This is a genomic window from Taklimakanibacter albus, assembly GCF_016595235.1.
Taxonomy (GTDB): domain Bacteria; phylum Pseudomonadota; class Alphaproteobacteria; order Rhizobiales; family Aestuariivirgaceae; genus Taklimakanibacter; species Taklimakanibacter albus.
This window is the reverse complement of the sequence record NZ_JAENHL010000007.1, coordinates 983,903-1,002,021: the sequence shown is the minus strand read 5'-3', so window position 1 is coordinate 1,002,021 and position 18,119 is coordinate 983,903. Positions and strand designations below refer to the sequence as shown.

Sequence of the window (18,119 nt, the reverse complement as noted above, 5' to 3'; positions counted from 1 at the left end):
CGCATCGGACCGAAAAGTGCGCAGCGGTTTTCGGATAATCCGATGTGTAAAACAGTGACGAGGAGAGTGACATGAGCTGGCTTCCGACAAGCGATCCCGTACTGGGCGACGTCAAATCCTGCAATGCGCTCGACCTCGTCATCGTGCCGCGCGTGCGCGACCTGGGCGACGGCTTCAATGTCAGGCGGGCTCTGCCGCATGGGCGCCGCCAGATGGTCGGGCCGTTCATCTTCTTCGATCATTTCGGGCCGGTGCAGTTCATCGCCGGCCACGGCATGGATGTCAGGCCGCATCCGCATATCGGGCTCGCCACCGTCACTTATCTTTTTGACGGTTCGATCCTGCATCGCGACAGCGAAGGCAATATCCAGGAGATCGTGCCCGGCGCCATGAATCTGATGACCGCCGGGCGCGGCATCGCCCATTCCGAGCGCACGCCTGACGTGCAGCGTGCGACCGGGCAGCAGATGCTCGGCCTCCAGAGCTGGATCGCGCTGCCCGCCGGCAAGGAAGAGATCGATCCGTCCTTCCAGCATTTCGGCGCGGCGACACTGCCGATCGTCGAGGACAAGGGGCTCAAAGCCCGCATCATCGCCGGCTCGGCTTTCGGCGCCACGGCGGCCGTCAGCATGGTGTCGGACTGGTTTTATGTCGAAGTCACGGCCGATGCCGGCGTCGCGGTGCCGCTCGATACCACGTATGAGGAGCGCGCCATATATCTGGTCGATGGCGAGGTCGATATCGCCGGCGACAAATTCGCCGCCCCGCAGATGTTGATCTTCCGCCCCGGCGACCGCATCACTATCAAGCCGGTAACGAAGACGCGCATGATGTTTCTAGGTGGAACGGCCATGGAAGGCCCGCGCCATATCTGGTGGAACTTCGTCTCCTCGCGCAAGGAGCGCATCGAGGCGGCGAAGGAGGACTGGAAGACCGGACGCTTCGGCCGGGTCCCCAACGAGACGGAATTCATCCCGCTGCCGGAGAAGTGATCGCCCTCAGAATGGATCCGATGGAGGAAAACGAAACCTACGGCGAGATCCGCCAGGAGATCCGCAAGCTGTGCCGGCGCTTTCCCGGTGAGTATTGGCGCACGCTCGACCGCGAGCGGCATTATCCGACGGAATTCGTCGAGGCGCTGACCGAAGCGGGGTGGCTCGCGGCGCTGATCCCGGAATCCTTTGGCGGCTCGGGCCTGCCGCTGTCGGCCGCCGCCGCCATTCTCGAGGAAGTGCAGCGCAATGGCTGCAATGGCGCCGCCGCCCATGCGCAGATGTATATCATGGGCACGTTGCTCCGGCATGGCAGCGACGCGCAGAAGCAAGCCTATCTGCCGCGCATCGCATCGGGTGAATTGCGCCTCCAGGCTTTCGGCGTGACCGAGCCCGGCAGCGGCACCGACACGACATCGATCAAGACCTTTGCACGGCGCGACGGTGACGCCTATGTCGTCACCGGGCAGAAGGTGTGGACGTCGCGCGCCGAACATTCGGATCTGATGCTGCTCCTGGCGCGCACCACGCCACACGACGAGGTGGCCAAGCGGACCGATGGGCTGTCGGTCTTTCTCGTCGATATGGCGGCGGCGCTCGGGCATGGTCTGACAGTAAAGCCGATCCGCACGATGATGAATCACGCGACCACCGAAGTGTTCTTCGACGCCTTGCGCATACCGGCCGCCAATCTCATCGGCGAGGAAGGCAAAGGTTTCCGCTACATCCTGTCCGGCATGAATGCCGAGCGCATTCTCATCGCCGCCGAATGTGTCGGCGATGCCAAATGGTTCATCGCCAAGGCCTGCGCCTATGCCAGCGAACGCGCCGTCTTCGGCCGGCCGATCGGGCAGAATCAAGGCGTGCAGTTTCCGATCGCCAAGGCCTATGCGGCGATGCGCGCCGCCGAGCTCATGGTCGCCGAGGCGGCGCGGTTGTTCGAGGCGGGACGTGATTGCGGCGCCGAGGCGAACATGTCGAAGCTGCTCGCGGCGGATGCGGCCTGGGAAGCGGCCAATGTCTGCCTGCAGACGCATGGCGGCTTCGGCTTCGCCGAGGATTTCGACATCGAACGGAAATTCCGCGAAACGCGGCTCTATCAGGTGGCGCCGATCTCGACCAACATGATCCTGAGCTATCTCGCCGAGCATGTGCTCGGCCTGCCGCGCTCCTATTGAGGCTCAGATGACACGTCCGCTCGCCGGTCTCCTCGTGGTCGCCATCGAGCAGGCGGTGGCCGCCCCGATGTGCACGGCGCGGCTCGCCGATGCGGGTGCTCGCGTCATCAAGATCGAACGCCCGGAAGGCGACACGGCGCGACACTATGATGCTGCGGTGCATGGGACGAGCGCCTATTTCGCCTGGCTCAATCGCGGCAAGGAAAGCATCGTTCTCGATCTCAAGGTGGCGGATGACCGGCGTCTCGTCGAGACCATACTCGGCAAGGCCGATGTGTTCGTCCAGAATCTGGCGCCAGGCGCGACCGAGCGACTTGAACTCGGCGCAGCACAGCTCACCTGCCGCTTTCCCAAGCTGGTCGCGCTCGACATCGTCGGTTATGGCCGGGATACGCCAAGCGGGGATTTGCGCGCCTACGATCTCCTGGTTCAGGCGGAATCAGGGCTCTGCTCGGTCACCGGATCGCCCGAGGCGCCGGCCAAGGTCGGCGTGTCGGCGGCGGATATCGCCACCGGCATGAATGCCCATGCGGCGATCGTCGAAGCGCTTTATGAGCGCGAGCGGACCGGCCGGGGCAGGGCCATCGAAATGGCGATGTTCGACGGACTGGCCGACTGGATGAATGTTCCGCTGCTGCATCATGACTATGCCGGCCGCGCCACGCTCCGGCACGGGCTCGCCCATGCCGCGATCTATCCCTATCGGCCTTTCGCCTGCCGGGACGGCGAGGTGGTGATCGTCGCCCAGAATGCCGATGAATGGGGGCGGCTGTGTCGGCGAGTCCTCAACCGGCCGAATCTCGTCGATGATCCGCGTTTCGCCAGCAATACGGCGCGGCTCACGTATCGCGACGCGCTCGACGCTGAAATTGTGCCGGTCTTCGCGGGATGGACCGTGGACGAAGCTATCGCGCGTCTGGCGGCAGCGGGCCTTGCCTGGGGCCGCGTCTCCACCGTGGCGGATCTTTCAGCGCATCCGGCCCTGCGGCGCATCAGCTGCGAAGTGCCCGGCGGAACATTCTCGCTTGCGGCGCCGCCTTTGCATCCCGATCTGGCTACGGCCACTGTGCCGGCGCTCGGCGCGCATACAGACGCTGTCCGGCGCGAATTCCACTGATCTGCACGCCTGTGCAATATTTGCACAAATCAATCAATATGTGCGTTTATAATGGCTTTGCACTCCTGTGCAAAAATGATTGACGAAGGGCCGGTCCGATGAAAGGATAATGGAAGCGCCGAGGTCATCTGCATGAGGCGGGCGTTTTTGGGAGGAAGAATGACGCTCGAACAGAGCGCGACCGGCCTGGATCGACCGGCGAGGGGGCGTCTCCATCGTCTGCGTTACCGGCTGAAGATCATCCTGCGCGAGCCGACCACCATTATCGGCGTTCTCGCGGCGGCGCTGTTCGCTTATCTGATCATCGTCCCGATCCTGTCGCTGCTGGTCGACGCAGTCCAGGTCCAGTTCGGCGACGAGCGCCGCATCAAGCAGGATGTGGGCGCCTTCACCTCTTATTATCTCGAGCGCGTTTTCAGCTCGCGCATCTCGCATGACATGTTCTGGGAGCCGCTTCGCAACACGCTTACCGTCGCTTTCGGCGCGATCGTTCTGTCGATGCTGGTCGGCGGCACGCTCGCCTGGCTCCTCAGCCGCAGCGACATGTTCGGCCGGCGCTGGTTCGCCACCGCGCTGATCGTGCCCTACATGCTGCCGGCCTGGACCTTCGCACTCGCCTGGACGACCTTGTTCAAGAATCGCACCGTCGGCGGCCAGCCGGGCTGGATGGAATCGCTCGGCTTCACGCCGCCCGACTGGCTCTCCTATGGCCAGGTGCCGGTGATCATCATCCTGGCGCTGCATTATTCGCCTTTCGTCATCCTCCTGTTCGGCAATGCGCTGCGCCGCTTCGACTTGCAGCTCGAGGATTCGGCCCGCATCCTGGGGGCGAGCCGGTTGACGGTGACGCGCAAGATCATCCTGCCGCTGATGCGCCCGGCGCTGATGTCGGCGATGGTGCTGATCTTCGCCAAATGCCTCGGCGAGTTCGGCGTTCCCTATGTGCTGGGCCTGCCGGTCGATTTCGACGTGCTGGCGACGTCCCTCTACCGCAACATCGCCTCGCGCCAGAGTGGCGTCGGCGCCGTGCTGGCGGGCGCCATCATGCTGATCGGCATCATCACCATCACCATCGACGCCCGGCTGATGAAAGAGGCGCGCCGCTTCGTCACCGTCGGCTCCAAGGGATCGATGAACCGCCTGAGCCCGCTCGGGCCCTGGCGGATGCCGGCGACGCTGTTCGCGGCACTCATGTTCCTGTTCAGCGTCGGCCTGCCGATCGCCACCTTGTTCCTGTCGACGGTGATGAAGGTGCCGGCGCAGTTCACCCTCGACAATTTCACCCTAGACTACTGGATCGGCACCGATCTCAAGACCGTGGCGCTGACCACCGGCATATTGCTCAGCCCGGAATTGTGGAGCGCCGCCTGGAACAGCCTCACCATCGTCGGCACCGCCTCGATCGTCTCAGGCCTGCTCGGCCTGCTCGTCGGTTATGTGGTGGTGCGCACGCCGGTGCGGCCGCTCGCCACCTTCCTGCGCCAGGTGACCTTCCTGCCTTATCTCGTGCCGGGCATCGCCTTCGCCACCGCCTATCTCTCGCTCTTCGCCGTGCCGCGCGGGCCGATTCCGGCGCTTTACGGCACGACGCTGATCCTGGTGCTGGCGCTCATTGCCGACCAGATGCCCTATGCCTCGCGCGCCGGCATCAGCGCCATGATGCAGCTCGGCAAGGAACCGGAGGAAGCCGCACAGGTCGCAGGCGCCGGATGGCTGCGCCGCATGATGCTGATCGTCGTGCCCATCCAGAAGGGATCGCTCACCACCGGCATCCTCCTGCCCTTCATCTCCGGCATCAAGGGCCTGAGCCTCTTCGTGGTGCTGGCGGTGCCGAGCACCGATGTGCTCACCACCTATTCGCTGCGCCTCGTCGACTATAACTACACGCAGGCCGCCAATGCCGTCGTGCTGATCATCGCCGCGCTCGCTTATTTCGGCGCGCTGCTCGGCCAGAAACTCACCCGGACCAATCTCGCGGAAGGACTCGGAAGCTGAAATGCCGAAGATCAATCTCAGCGGCGTCGAAAAGAACTATGGCGGCAATGCCGCCAATGCGGTGGCCGATCTCGATCTCGAGATCGGCGATGGCGAATTCATGTGCCTGCTCGGGCCCTCGGGTTGCGGCAAGACGACGACCTTGCGCATGATCGCCGGGCTCGAGCATCTGAGCGCCGGCGAGATCACGGTCGGCCCGCGGGTGGTCGATTCGATCGCGCAAGGCGTCTTCGTGCCGCCGGAGAAGCGCCAGATGGGGCTCGTCTTCCAGAGCTACGCGCTGTGGCCGCATCTGACCATCGAGCGCAATATCGATTTCGGCCTCCGGCTGCGCAACATGCCGCCCCCCGAGCGTGAGGCCCGCGTGGCGAGCGTGATGAAGACGCTCGGCATCGAAAAATACCGCGAGCGTTATCCCTCGCAGCTCTCCGGCGGCCAGCAGCAGCGCGTGGCGCTCGCCCGCATGCTCGCCGTCAATCCGGAAGTGCTGCTGCTCGATGAGCCCTTGTCCAATCTCGATGCGGCGCTGCGGCTCGAAATGCGCGCCGAGCTCAAACGCCTGCATCAGGAATTCAAGACGACGATCGTCTTCGTGACGCATGACCAATGGGAGGCGATGACGCTCGCCACCACGATCGCGGTGATGAGCGACGGAAGGCTGCAGCAGGTCGGCACGCCCAATGACATCTATGACCGGCCAGCCAACCGCTTCGTGGCCCGTTTCGTCGGTAATCCGCCAATCAATATCGTGGAGCTCGGGCAGAAAAACTCGATGCTCTCCGCCAGTGCCGGCCGCTTCCTGAGCGCGTACGGAGCTGAGCTTGCCGGCGCATCGGCGATCGCGCTCAGGCCCGAGGCCATCCGCATCGCGCGCCAGGGCGATGACGTGCCGGCGGGCGTCCTTGCGGGAGAGGTGCAGGTGACGGGCATCCTGCCGACCGGCGGCAGCTGGATCATCGAGCTCACTTGCGGGGCGGAGAAGCTGTTCCTGATCACCCATCAGCCGCCTGATGCCGAAGTCGGCGAGGCGATCACCTATTGGGCCAAGCCTAAGGCGCTGCATGTCTTCGATGCAGCCGGCAACCGTCTCGACGCGGCGGACCGGCTGCTGAGGCCTGAGCGCAAACTCAATTCATAAGGGAGGAGAAGCCATGAAGATCAAAGTCAGACTTTTGTTGACGGCAGTCGCCTTATCGACCCTCGTGAGCGTCCCGGCGCAAGCCGAGGAAAAATTCGACCTCGAGGCGCTGGTCGCCGCGGCCAAGAAGGAGCCGCCGATCAATGTCCATTCGAGCACCGGCAAGATCGTGAAGCAGGCCGAGAAATTCACCAAGAAATACGGCGTGCAGGCGACCGGCACCAAGGCCAATGCGGCCGCCCAGCTCGAAATGGTGATCCGTGAGGGCCAGGCGAAGAATGTGCAGGGCGACGTCATCCAGATCAGCGACGTGCCGGCGGGCGTGGCGCAACTCGTGCCGCAGGGTTTCGTCGAGAGCTGGGTGCCGCCCGATCTCGCCGGCAAGATCCCGGCGCGCTACCAGAATCCGCTCACCGTCTCCAACGAGGCGAATGTGTGGGCCTATAATACCGAGCTCAACAAGGAATGCCCGGTCAAGAATATCTGGGAACTCACCGAGCCGAAATGGAAGGGCAAGGTCGCCATGCAGGACCCGCTCGGCAAGGCGTCCTATGTCGACTGGTTCAACCAGCTGAAGAGCCATGCCGACGACAAAGTGGCGGCCGCCTACAAGGCGCATTTCGGCAAGGACATGCCGGCCGATGAGGATGGCGCGACCGGCGCCTGGGTCAAGGCGCTCGCCGCCAACGGTCCGCTTCTGACCGATGCCGACGAGGCGGCGGCGCAGGCCGTCGGTGCGCCCGACCAGAAGGAGCAGTTCGTCGGCCTCGTCAGCTCGGCGAAGTTCCGCAATAACAAGGACGGCGCCAAGCTCGGTCTGTGCATCGGTCTGCAGCCCTTTGCCGGCTGGCTCTATCCGAGCCTCGGCTTCATCGCCAAAGGCACCGACAGTCCCAATGCGTCGAAGCTCTTCATCCATTATCTGCTGACCGAAGAAGGCATCGCGCCGCAGGCCGATGACGGCAAGATATCGACCAACAGCGATGCCAAGCTGCCTGAAGACGAGCCGTCGGGTATCGGCAAGGTGCTGGATCAGATCTTTCCCTATGACTCGGCGAGCGCGGTCAGTGATTGGGACACTCGCCAGGACTGGCAGGATCTCTGGCGCATCAACTACAAAAAATAAGGGAGGAGACCATGAAGCAAGCATATCTGTCGGCCGCACTGGTTGCGTTCCTCACCATCCCCGCCGCTTCGGCTGGCGCCGAGGAGTTCGATCTCGAGGCGCTGATTGCCGCGGCGAAGAAGGAGGCGCCGATCAACATCTATGACAGCACCGGCAAGATCGTCGAGATGGCCGAGAATTTCAGCAAGAAATACGGTGTGCAGGCGACGGGCATCAAGGTATCGGCCAGCGGCCAGCTGGAAATGATCATCCGCGAAGGACAGGCGAAGAACGTCAAAGGCGATGTCGTGCTGATCAGCGACGCGCCGGCTGGACTGGCGCAGCTTCTGCCGCAGAAATTCGTCGAGAGCTGGCTGCCGCCCGACATGGAAGCCAAGATCCCGGCGAAATTCCAGAACCCGCTCGCCGTCACCACCAATGCCAGCGTCTGGGCGTACAATGCCGAGGTCCATGAAACCTGTCCGGTGAAGAACATCTGGGAACTGACCGAGGCCAAGTGGAAGGGCAAGGTCGCTTTCTTTGATCCGCTGTCCAAGGGCACCTATACGGACTGGTTCAATCAGACCGCGATGCATGACGACGGCCAGATGAAGACCGCTTATAAAGCGCATTTCGGCAAGGAGATCGAAGCCGGGTCGGACAGCGCCATGGCAATCTGGGTGAAGACCTTCGCCGCCAATGCACCGCTCATCGCCGACAGTGACGATGCAATCTCGGAGGCGGTCGGGGCGCCGGGCCAGAGGGAGCCGTTCTTCGGCCTGATGAGCTCGGCCAAGTTCCGCGATAATGCCGACAAGGGCTACAAGCTCGGCCTCTGCGCCGATCTGGCGCCGTGGCCGGGCTGGACCTATGTGAAGCTCGGTCTGATCGCCAGCGGGACCAAGAGCCCCAATGCATCGAAGCTGTTCATCCACTATGTGCTGACCGAGGAAGGCATAGCGCCGCAAGTCAAGGACGGCAAGCTGCCGACCAATCCCGATATCAAGCTGCCGGCGGACGAGCCCTCCGGCATCGGCAAGGTGCTCGACAAACTGCAGCAATATGACACGTCCTCGGCGCTCGCCGATTGGGACACGCGTCAGGATTGGCAGGATCTGTGGCGCGTCAATTACAAAAAATAGGCGCCGAGCGCGGGATGCGAAAAAGTGGATGCCGGTTTTTCGCGAGAATCCCGCGCTAACTATAGAATCGATCACGCTCATGAGTTTGGATTGGTTCAATCCAAACTCATCGTGATCTATGCCGGGATGGAAGAGGTTGTCCTCCCCTTGCATCCCGGCTTCCCTAATTGTTGATAAGGAGATTTCTCTAAGGTGACTGTAAAAAAACTCGTTCGCCCGCGCGCTTTGCTTCTCGATTTCGGTGGCGTCATCGTGCTGACCTCGCATCGACCCGGCTGGGAGGGCAAGCTCGCCGAGCATGTGCGCGGCCTGCTCGACCAGGCGGGCATCGCGGTGCCGGCGGCTGAGCAGATCGCCGATGACATCAAGGCGGGAGCCAAGGCGGATTCGCATTGGAAGGACGCCATGTCGCGTCCTTTCGCGCCGCGCGAGCTGACGCATGAGGAATTCTGGGGCGATTTCGTCGCCGGCGACTGGCCTAAAGCGGCGCGCGATGCCGTGGTGGCGAATGCCGCCGAACTCTGCCGGCAGATGGGCCATATGAAGAGCCATCGCGAGATCAGAAGGGGCTTGCTCGACCTTCTCGACGCGGCGGATGCGGCCAACGTCCCGGTCGGCATCGTCAGCAATGCGCTGTCGGGGCAGGTGCATCTCGACTACCTCGAAGCCCATGGACTTACCCGGCGTTTCGCGGTCGAGATCCACAGCGACAAGGTGCGCGTGCGCAAGCCCAATCCGGAAATGATCCTGCTGGCGACGCGGGCGCTCGGCGTCGATCCCGCCGAAGCCTGGTATGTCGGCGACAATTTCGACCGTGATGTCCTGTGCGGCAGGCGCGCCGGCATCGGCAGCGCCATTCTCATGGAAGCGAACGATACGTACAAAATGCCTTACGAATTGAAGCTTCATCCCGATGCGGTGGTCGCCGACCCCGTGGGCCTGCTGGAGTTGTTCAAGGCGGTATTGCGCGAGATCGCAGCATGACGGACATCACCCGATCTCAGCGCCTGGCCGATGTCGCCTGCCGGGCGGCGCAATTGATGCGCGAGCCGCTGCTCGCTGCCTTCCGTTCGACGATCGAAGTCGATTACAAGCGTGACCTGCATGACGTGGTCACCCAGTATGACCGCCAGTCGGAAGCGGCGATCCGCGAATTTATTCTCGCCGAAGTGCCGGATTCGGTGGTGGTCGGTGAGGAGGCGGGGACGAGCGGCACTGGCCGGATCCGCTGGTATGTCGATCCGATCGACGGCACGTCGAATTTCGCGCGTGGCCTCGCTTTTTGGTGCGTTTCGGTCGGCGCGGTGATCGATGACGAGATCGTCGCCGGCGCGATCTATGATCCGGTCGCAAATCTCCTGTTCCGGGGCGACCTGTCCGGCGCCTATCTCAATGGCGAGAAGCTGCGCTCGCGGGCGATCGCGGATGAGAAGCAGGCGACGCTGATCACCGGCTATCCGGTCGGGCGCGACTTCCGCCGTGATGGGCGCGACGCAGCGCTCGCCAATTTCGCCGACCTCGTCGAGAATTTCTCGACGCTCCGGCGGCCGGGAAGTGCGGCGCTGGCGCTTGCCCATATCGCGGCCGGGTGGATGGACGCGGCCATGGGCACCGGCGTCAGTCCCTGGGATGTGACGGCGGGCATTCTCATCCTGCGCCAGGCCGGCGGACGTTATGAGCCGCTCGGCCTCGGCAAGGCGGCGAAAGGCACGCCGGACTTTCTGTGTCCTGGCTATGTCGCCACGGGCGCCGGTGCAAATTATCCGACCTTGCAGCGGATCGCGCGGGACATCGATGCGGTGGTGCCGGCATGATCGATCTCGACCGACGCGCCGACTTCTGCCGTGACGTGGCGCTCAGCGCCGGCGCCATTGCCCGTGACGGCTTTGCGCGCCGCGCGCCGGGCTTCGGCATGAAGGGGCCGCAGGATTTCCTCACCGAAACCGACATGGCGGTGGAGGCGCATTTCAAGGCGCGTCTCGCCGAAGCCTTTCCGGAAGACGGTTTTCTCGGCGAGGAGACCGGCGGCTTGATCAGGCCTGACTGCTGGGTGCTCGACCCGATCGACGGTACCGCGAATTTCGCGCGCGGCATTCCGCATTTCTGCATATCCATCGCTTTCGTCAGCGATGGTGCCACCGAGATCGGCGCCATCTATAATCCGAGCGTCGATGAGCTTTATTTCGCCAAGCGCGGCCGGGGCGCCACGCGTAATGGCGCGCCGATCGCCGTCGCCGCGACGACCAACTTCGATGCGGCGTCGGTCGAGCTCGGCTGGTCCAATCGCCGGCCCGACTCGCTCTTCCTGAATGCGGTGGCCGAGATCCTGCGGCGCGGCGCCAATGTGCGGCGGGCAGCTTCCGGCGCACTGGGGCTCGCTTTCGTCGCCGATGGCCGCTCGGATGCCTATGCCGAGCTGCATATGCATCCCTGGGACTGTCTCGCCGGCCTGTTGCTGGTGAAGGAGGCGGGTGGTCTCGTGGGGCCTTTCCTGCATCCGGACGGTCTCACGCGAGGCGGCGCGGTTCTCGCCGCCGCCCCCGGCATCGCGGCCGGCATCAGTGCGGCGACCGGCATCGCGCTCGAATGACATGAAGATCGCCGTCATCGCCGACCCGCATTTCCACGATGTCGTATCCTGGCCCGGCCTGGAAGGACCGGCATTCCGCAGCTTCGCCGACAGCATCGCCTCGACGCGGGTCTTCAATGAAAGCAGTCCGGCGCTGAAGGCGCTGCTGGACGATATCGTCCGGCACGGCATCTCGCTCGTCATCATCGCCGGCGATCTCAGCGATGACGGGCAGCGTGCCGCCATGGCGAAGACGGCCGCGCTCCTCGATGATTATACGCGCCGACACGGACTGCGTTTCCTGGCGACTCCCGGCAATCACGATCTCTATGCCATCCATGGCCGGCATCAGAGCAAGCGGTTCCTCAACGCGGACGGAAGCCATGTGCTGGTGACCAGCGATGCGGAGATGCCGCAAGGAGACTCGGTCGCGCGTCTCGTCACCGATGACATGTATTGCGGCGGCTATGCCCAGGCGCTCGCCGACATGGCGTCTTTCGGTTTCTTTCGGCAGGCTTCCGATCTCCATTGGGAATCTCCCTTCGGAAGCGACGACGATCTCGACAATCGTCGCTTCGTCATCCGCTCCGCCGATGGCGCGACCGAGCGGAATATGATCGATGCCTCCTATCTGGTCGAACCTGTCGCCGGGCTCTGGGTCCTTTCTCTCGACGCCAATGTATTCGAGCCGCGTAATGGCGATCTCGATCCTGTCGCCGAGGCGAGCTATCATGACAGCACCAGCGCCGGCTGGAACGCGATGCTGCGCCACAAGCCTTTCATTTTCGACTGGATGAGCGATGTCGCGCGCCGGGCCCGCGCACAGAAGAAAAAGCTGATCGTCTTCTCGCATTACCCGATGATCAACCCGTCGAACGGCGCGCTCGCCGATGAAATGGCGTTGTTTGGCATGAGCGATTCATTGCGCCGGGTGCCGGTCCGGGCCGTCGCCGAAACGGTGGCTGCAACCGGCATCAAGGTACATTTCGGCGGCCATCTGCATGTCAATCACACGGCGGTCTATCATGACAGTGACGGATTCCTGGTGAATGTCGCGGTGCCGTCCATGGTCGCTTTTCCCCCGGCCTATAAGGTGGTGGGGATCGAGGCGGAGAGACTCACCGTCGAGACGGCGCTGATCGGCGATGTTCCTGGCTATGACGTGGCCTTTCCCTTCTATCGCGCGGAAACGGACAGCGAAGGTCTGACGGGCGCAGCGGATCATGTCGATTTTCTCGACCGCCATCTGGCGCTTCTGGTCCGCGAGCGTTATCTGCCCAAGGAATGGCCGGCTGATCTGGCACGTCTGGCGCCGATGCTGAGCCTCGTCGAGCTCGACCGGCTCGCCGGCGATCCGCGGTCTTTGCTGGCGGAAGAGATCGGGCCGCGTGTCTCGGACGGCCAACTGACCTTGCTCGACATGATCACTGACTGGTATCGCCTGCGCAAGGCCAACAGTCTGGCGCTGGATTTCATTCCGCCGGAGCGCATCGCGCGCTATCGGGCACTCGTCCGGCGCTTTCGGACGGACAGATCCTGGCTGCCGGGCAGCCTGCAGGCGCAACTGGCGAAATTCATGCGTCTCATGAGTGCTGGACTCGACGGCAATCCGTCAGCCGATTTCACCATCGATCTGCGCGATGGCGCGGTCGAGGATCTGTCGCGTCACCGCGGCCGCACGGAACGCCGCCAGACCGGTGGCGCCTGAAACGCGATAGGGCCTCGGGCCTCGGGCTCGTCGGCGCTCAGCAGCGCCACCGCATGATCGGCGATCTGCTCGATCGGCTGGCGGAAGGTCGTCAGATTGTAGGAAGCCCAGCTCGCCTGGTCGATGTCGTCGAAGCCGACGACGCAGAGATCCTCCGGGATGGCGAGCGCGAATTCGGTGCGTGCCGCATCCATGAATCCGCAGGCCATGAGATCGGTTACACAGAAGACGCCGTCGGGCCGGTCATGCCGCGCCAGCACGAGGCGGCCCGCTTCGTAGCCCGAGGCATAAGCGGTCGGCCCTAGCCGCGTGGCGGAGGCGGTGAAGCCCGCGTCCTTGGCGGCTTTGACGAAAGCCGTCTCACGCCCGACAAGGCTCGGCGTGCCGGCCTCCGACGAGATCACCGCGAAATTGCGGCAGCCGGCGCGCTTCAGCATGTGGAAGGCCTCGCGCGCCGCGCCTTGGTTGTCGAGGGTGATGCTGGTCGGTCCGCTCACCGGATCGTCGCGGTTGATCAGGATGACATGCTGGCCGCTGTTGACGCAGGTCTTGATGAGCGAGGCCGGTGGCTTGCCGGAGAGAACGATGGTGGCCTCGGCGCGGTAGTTCAAGGTCTGCCGCAAGGCCGCCTCGACGCTTTCGCTGGTGCTCGAGGTGTTGATGATCATGGCGACGCGGTTGATGGCCTGCAGGCGCCGCGTCATCGTCTCGACGATGCGGCCCTGATAGGGCGTGCTGATATCGGCGCCGATCAGGCAGACGATGCCGCTCTTCTCGTTGATCAGGCTGCGCGCCAGATGATTGACGTGATAGCCGAGTGTCTCGGCCGCATGCAGAACCTTCTTGCGGGTCGCTTCCGAAACACTCGCGCCTTCGGTGAAGGTGCGCGATACGGCGGAGCGCGACACGCCGGCGAACTCGGCGACCTGCTGGGCGCTGACAAAGGTCTTGTTCTGAACCATTGCACAAGTGTGCAAGATTTTGCACGCTTGGCAAGGGCTGATCTCAGATGGCGCGCTGCCGGGTCTCCTCGGCGAGGATCACGGCGGTGACGGCGATGACCGAGACGACGCTGAAATAGAGCAGAACGGGAAGAAGATCGCCGCCGCTCCAGGCGAGGAGGCTGGCGGCCACGACCGGCATCAGCCCGCCGCCGAAGATGGTGCCGAACTGGCGGCCGAGCGAGACTCCGCTGAAGCGCACCCGCGTATCGGGAAAGAGCTCCGGATAGAAACTCGAGGTCGTGCCGATATGCATGGGCTGGATGAGGGCGCCCGGAATGGCCATGGCGAGGATGATGGCGAGCGTCTCCCTGGTTTCGAGCAGCGGGAAGAACAGGAAAGCGACATAGAGCCCCGCCAGCACGAAGCCGGTGCCCAGCACCCAGCGCCTGCCGATGCGGTCGGACAGCGCACCGAAGATCGGCACCATGGCGATGGCGATGACATTGCCGATGAGCACGCCTTGCAGCAGCACCGCCTTGTCGATGCCGAGTGTCTTCACGCCATAGGAAAGGCCGAAGATGGAAGTGAGATAGAAGACGCCTGACTCGGCGAGCGCGCAGCAGAAGACGAGCAGCGCCGGACGCTTGTATTTCGCCAATACCTCGAGCAGCGGCACGCGGGCAGGGGCGGGACGCGCCGCCTGGAACACCGGTGATTCCTCCACCCTGCGGCGGACGAAGAAGCCGAGGCCCACCAGCACCACGCTGAGCAGGAACGGCACGCGCCACGCCCAGCCGAGCAGCACGTCATTGGGAAGAGCCGCCACGACGGAGACGGCGAGTGTTGCCAGCACCACGCCGGCGAAATTCCCGGACTGGGCGATCGAGGCGAAGAAGCCGCGTTTGCCGTCGGGCGCCGATTCCAGCATCAGCACCGGGGCGCCGGTCGATTCACCGCCGAGCGCGAAGCCCTGCAGGAAGCGCAAGGCGAGGAGCAGGATGGCGGCTCCCAGCCCTAAGCTCTCATATGTGGGCAAGAGGCCGATGGCGGTCGTCGACAGGCCCATCAGGATCAAGGTGGCGGCCATGACCGGCTTACGGCCAAGGCGGTCGCCGAAATGGCCGAAGAACAGGCCACCCAAGGGACGGGCGACGAAACCGATCGCGAAGATGCCGAGCACGGCGATGGTGCCGACCAGCGGATCGGCATTGGGGAAGAACAGTTTGTCGAAGACGAGCGGGGCCAGGAAGCCATAGAGCATGAAGTCGTACCACTCGATGGCGGAACCCAGGAAGCAGGACAGCGCCACCTTCGCGCGCTCCCTGGTGCCGATCACAACCTGTCCCGCGACGCTCGCCTCTGCCATGACATTTCCCCCGGATCGTCTTTTGTTCGGGCTATTGGTCTGGCGAGGCGGGCCGGCGGCGTCGAGTGACTTTTGATCACATGGCGTTCGCTGCGGGGAAAGTCGGCAACGGAAATGTGGAAAGCTTCAGGCAATTGGCTGAAAAAATGTCCGGGCGCGCGTCAACGCGTCCTGATCGTTCAGCACGTCGTCGGGGCGGTTGCCGTAGCCGAGCAGGACGCCGCCAAATTTCATGGCAAGATAGTCGGCGGTGATGGCGAGTGTCCCGACGAGCGGGTCGGCGCGTTTGGGATCCTCGTCTGACAGCACCGACACGCCCCACATCGTCTTGCCGGCCATGCGCGCCTTGAAGTCGGCGCCCTTCACGCGCAGCCAGCCGCTCCAGTAATCGAGATAGAGCTTGGCGCTGGCCGGCACGCTGTACCAGTAGAGTGGCACGACGAAGACGAGGTCGGTGGCCTTCAAGGTGGCGTCGAACAGCACACGCTCATTGCCCTGGGGCTCGGGATAGACACCGACCGAGTGACGGATGTCCTCGAAGGGCGGCACCGGCAGGTCGATCAGATTGAGCCATTCATGCGCACTTCCGGCAGGCAGATGCTCGGCTGCCTTGCGCGCCAGAAGCTCGGTATTGCCGTCGCGGCGGGCGCTCGACAGCACGAAAGTGAAATGGCGGGATGCCAAGGGATTTCTCCGGGTGCGATGGACGACGCAATGGACCATGCGGCGGCGCCGGGCGCGACGCAAATGACATCTCTTGATCTTCGGATGAAATCAATTCATCTGAGAAGGATGACCAATACCAATTCCGTTGCTTTCCTGCCGTGGACGGCGCTCAGGAGCTTCGAGGCGGCCTCGCGCCTCGGCAGCTTCCTGGCCGCATCGCGCGAGCTGTCGGTGACGCCGACCGCGATCAGCCATCAGATCAAGCGGCTGGAGGAGCATCTCGGCAGCCGGCTGTTCGAGCGCCTGCACCGTGCGTTGAAGCTCACGCCGGCCGGCAGAATTCTGGCACGGGAGACGCAGAAGGCCTTCAGCGGCCTGGCGCGCACCATCGACCGGCTGCAGGTCGAAGGACATGCCGGCGCCGCGCATGATCTGGCGATCAGCGTCGTACCGTCGCTCGCCGGCAAATGGCTGACGCCACGGCTCCATGGTTTTCAGGAAAGGCATCCGCGTATCGGCCTCAGGATCATCGCCGACGAAGCGTTGGCCGATCTCAAAGGCGACAAGACGGTCGACATCGCCTTGCGTTATGGGCCGGCCAGAGCGGAGAGGGGGATCCATGCGGAGCGCCTGTGGCCGGAGACGGAGGTCATCGCCGTCTGCGGCAAGCCGATCGCGCGCAAGCTCGCCAAACGCCCGCCCATCGATCTTGCCCGCCACATGCTGATCCGCACTGCACCGCCGAAGACGCCGGCCAATCGCAGTCCTCCGTCGGCCGACTGGAATGCCTGGTTCAAGGCGGCCGGAATCCCGGTGGATGCGGCGTTGCGCCGGGCGCTCACCGGACCGTTCTTCAGCACCACTCATCTGTCGATCGAGGCGGCGATCGCCGGGCGTGGCATCGCCCTGGCGCCCCGCATATTGGTTGCAGCCGATATCGCCGCCGGCCGCCTCATACAGCCTTTCGCCACCAGCCTCGTCGATCCGAACGGCTTCTGGCTCCTCTGCCGCAAGGATCGCCTCACGGAAAGCGGGATCAAGGCGTTCATCGGCTGGATCCGGCGCGAGGCTGCCCGGGTCGAATAAAACTAACTTTCCCGCCAAATATTGCTCACTCCTCCCCCCGGCCGGCCGCCGATATGACAGAGGCTGGATGATCAGTCTCAGAAATATCTCCAAGGCCTATCCGGCCGCGGAACGAAATGTGCGCGCTTTGGCCGATATCGATCTCGATATCGTCAAAGGCGAGATATTCGGCATCATCGGCGCATCGGGCGCCGGTAAATCGACCCTGGTCCGTCTCATCAATCTGCTCGAAAGCCCGAGTAGCGGTGAAATCCAGGTCGATGGCCGGGCGACGGCCGCCGCAAACGGCAAGGAACTCCGGGCACTGCGCCGTGACATCGGCATGGTGTTTCAGCATTTCAACCTGCTCAACGCCAAGACTGTTGCCCAGAACATCGCCTTTCCGCTTGAGCTCGCGGGCGAGCTTGCGCGCCCGCAGATCAAAGCCCGGGTCCAGGAACTGCTCGAACGGGTCGGGCTTCTCGATCATGCGAACAAATATCCGCGTCAGCTGTCAGGCGGCCAGAAGCAGCGGGTCGGCATCGCCCGCGCGCTGGCGGGCAGGCCAAAGATCCTGCTCAGCGACGAGGCGACCAGCGCGCTCGATCCGCAGACCACGCAATCGGTGCTGCGCCTGCTGTCCGAGATCAACCGTGACATCGGCATCACTATCATTCTCATCACCCATGAGATGGATGTGGTACGCCGCATCTGCGACCGGGTCGCCGTCCTCGATGGCGGCCGGATCGTCGAAAAGGGTGCCGTCGAAGAGGTCTTTCTGCATCCGCGTCACCCCGCGACGCTGAGACTCGTGCGCGAGTCGGAAGGCGATGAGGCTGAGAACGGTCTCGACCTGGCGCAAGCTCCCGGTCCCGTCTATCGCTTCACCTTTCTCGGCGACGATACGCAAAGGCCGATCCTCGGCGCCACGGCGCGTGAATTCGGGGTGGATTACAGCATCCTGGCCGGCCGCGTCGGCCATATCAGAAACCTGCCTTTCGCCCAGCTGACGGTGGCTCTGGTCGGCGGCAGCGCCTTCGGCGCCGTCAACCGGCTGCAGGCAGCAGGTGTCGTCGCCGAAAGGCTGAGCGACGGCGCCTTGAGTGTCACCCCGCGCGCGGTCAATGGGTGACG

16 protein-coding genes are annotated in these 18,119 nt (G+C 63.8%); 13 read left to right on the top strand and 3 right to left on the bottom strand.

Features of this window, described 5'->3' with window-relative positions; genetic code table 11:
* Positions 1-71: 71 nt before the first annotated feature.
* The 11 genes from JHL16_RS16395 to JHL16_RS16345 all read left to right on the top strand — a co-directional run bounded on the left by JHL16_RS16395 (position 72) and on the right by JHL16_RS16345 (position 12,944).
* The gene (locus JHL16_RS16395; RefSeq protein ID WP_200185955.1) at positions 72-992 is read left to right on the top strand and encodes a pirin family protein; all 921 of its coding nucleotides are present in this window, start codon (positions 72-74) and stop codon (positions 990-992) included.
* Positions 993-1,003: 11 nt separating this feature from the next.
* Positions 1,004-2,170 carry an acyl-CoA dehydrogenase family protein gene (locus JHL16_RS16390; protein ID WP_420884561.1) on the top strand — a complete coding sequence of 389 codons (1,167 nt, stop codon included), beginning with the start codon at positions 1,004-1,006 and terminating at the stop codon, positions 2,168-2,170.
* Between the two features lie 7 nt (positions 2,171-2,177).
* Positions 2,178-3,287 carry a CaiB/BaiF CoA transferase family protein gene (locus JHL16_RS16385; protein ID WP_200185954.1) on the top strand — a complete coding sequence of 370 codons (1,110 nt, stop codon included), beginning with the start codon at positions 2,178-2,180 and terminating at the stop codon, positions 3,285-3,287.
* A 159-nt stretch (positions 3,288-3,446) separates the two neighbouring features.
* The gene (locus tag JHL16_RS16380; RefSeq protein ID WP_200185953.1) at positions 3,447-5,282 is read left to right on the top strand and encodes an ABC transporter permease; all 1,836 of its coding nucleotides are present in this window, start codon (positions 3,447-3,449) and stop codon (positions 5,280-5,282) included.
* A 1-nt stretch (position 5,283) separates the two neighbouring features.
* Entirely contained in the window at positions 5,284-6,420 is a 1,137-nt protein-coding gene (locus tag JHL16_RS16375) for an ABC transporter ATP-binding protein (RefSeq protein WP_200185952.1), read from the top strand.
* Between the two features lie 13 nt (positions 6,421-6,433).
* The gene (locus JHL16_RS16370) at positions 6,434-7,546 is read left to right on the top strand and encodes an ABC transporter substrate-binding protein (protein WP_200185951.1); all 1,113 of its coding nucleotides are present in this window, start codon (positions 6,434-6,436) and stop codon (positions 7,544-7,546) included.
* 11 nt (positions 7,547-7,557) lie between these two features.
* Positions 7,558-8,667: an ABC transporter substrate-binding protein gene (locus tag JHL16_RS16365; protein ID WP_200185950.1), complete on the top strand. Its 1,110-nt coding sequence runs from the start codon at positions 7,558-7,560 to the stop codon at positions 8,665-8,667.
* 192 nt (positions 8,668-8,859) lie between these two features.
* On the top strand, positions 8,860-9,651 hold the full coding sequence (locus JHL16_RS16360; protein WP_200185949.1) for an HAD-IA family hydrolase: 792 nt from the start codon (positions 8,860-8,862) through the stop codon (positions 9,649-9,651).
* On the top strand, positions 9,648-10,481 hold the full coding sequence (locus JHL16_RS16355) for an inositol monophosphatase family protein (protein ID WP_200185948.1): 834 nt from the start codon (positions 9,648-9,650) through the stop codon (positions 10,479-10,481). Before JHL16_RS16360 ends, JHL16_RS16355 begins: the two co-directional genes overlap by 4 nt.
* Positions 10,478-11,257: an inositol monophosphatase family protein gene (locus JHL16_RS16350; RefSeq protein ID WP_200185947.1), complete on the top strand. Its 780-nt coding sequence runs from the start codon at positions 10,478-10,480 to the stop codon at positions 11,255-11,257. The genes JHL16_RS16355 and JHL16_RS16350 overlap by 4 nt, the downstream gene beginning before the upstream one ends.
* 1 nt (position 11,258) lies before the next feature.
* Positions 11,259-12,944, top strand: coding sequence for a metallophosphoesterase family protein (locus tag JHL16_RS16345; protein WP_200185946.1), 1,686 nt, complete (start codon positions 11,259-11,261; stop codon positions 12,942-12,944).
* Here the strand turns inward: JHL16_RS16345 and JHL16_RS16340 are convergent.
* From JHL16_RS16340 to JHL16_RS16330, 3 genes are all read right to left on the bottom strand, one after another.
* Positions 12,902-13,906 (bottom strand): LacI family DNA-binding transcriptional regulator, encoded by a 1,005-nt coding sequence (locus tag JHL16_RS16340; protein ID WP_200185945.1) that lies wholly within the window; start codon positions 13,904-13,906, stop codon positions 12,902-12,904. The genes JHL16_RS16345 and JHL16_RS16340 overlap by 43 nt on opposite strands.
* A 43-nt stretch (positions 13,907-13,949) precedes the next feature.
* Positions 13,950-15,254: an MFS transporter gene (locus JHL16_RS16335; RefSeq protein WP_200185944.1), complete on the bottom strand. Its 1,305-nt coding sequence runs from the start codon at positions 15,252-15,254 to the stop codon at positions 13,950-13,952.
* 126 nt (positions 15,255-15,380) lie between these two features.
* Positions 15,381-15,938, bottom strand: coding sequence for a flavodoxin family protein (locus tag JHL16_RS16330; protein ID WP_200185943.1), 558 nt, complete (start codon positions 15,936-15,938; stop codon positions 15,381-15,383).
* Positions 15,939-16,046: 108 nt separating this feature from the next.
* On the opposite strand from JHL16_RS16330, the gene JHL16_RS16325 reads away from it, so the two are divergent.
* Both JHL16_RS16325 and JHL16_RS16320 read left to right on the top strand, forming a co-directional pair.
* A complete protein-coding gene (locus tag JHL16_RS16325; protein WP_200185942.1) occupies positions 16,047-17,006 on the top strand; it encodes a LysR substrate-binding domain-containing protein in 960 nt (319 codons plus the stop codon).
* A 67-nt stretch (positions 17,007-17,073) separates the two neighbouring features.
* Positions 17,074-18,117, top strand: coding sequence for a methionine ABC transporter ATP-binding protein (locus JHL16_RS16320; protein WP_200185941.1), 1,044 nt, complete (start codon positions 17,074-17,076; stop codon positions 18,115-18,117).
* Positions 18,118-18,119: the final 2 nt, after the last annotated feature.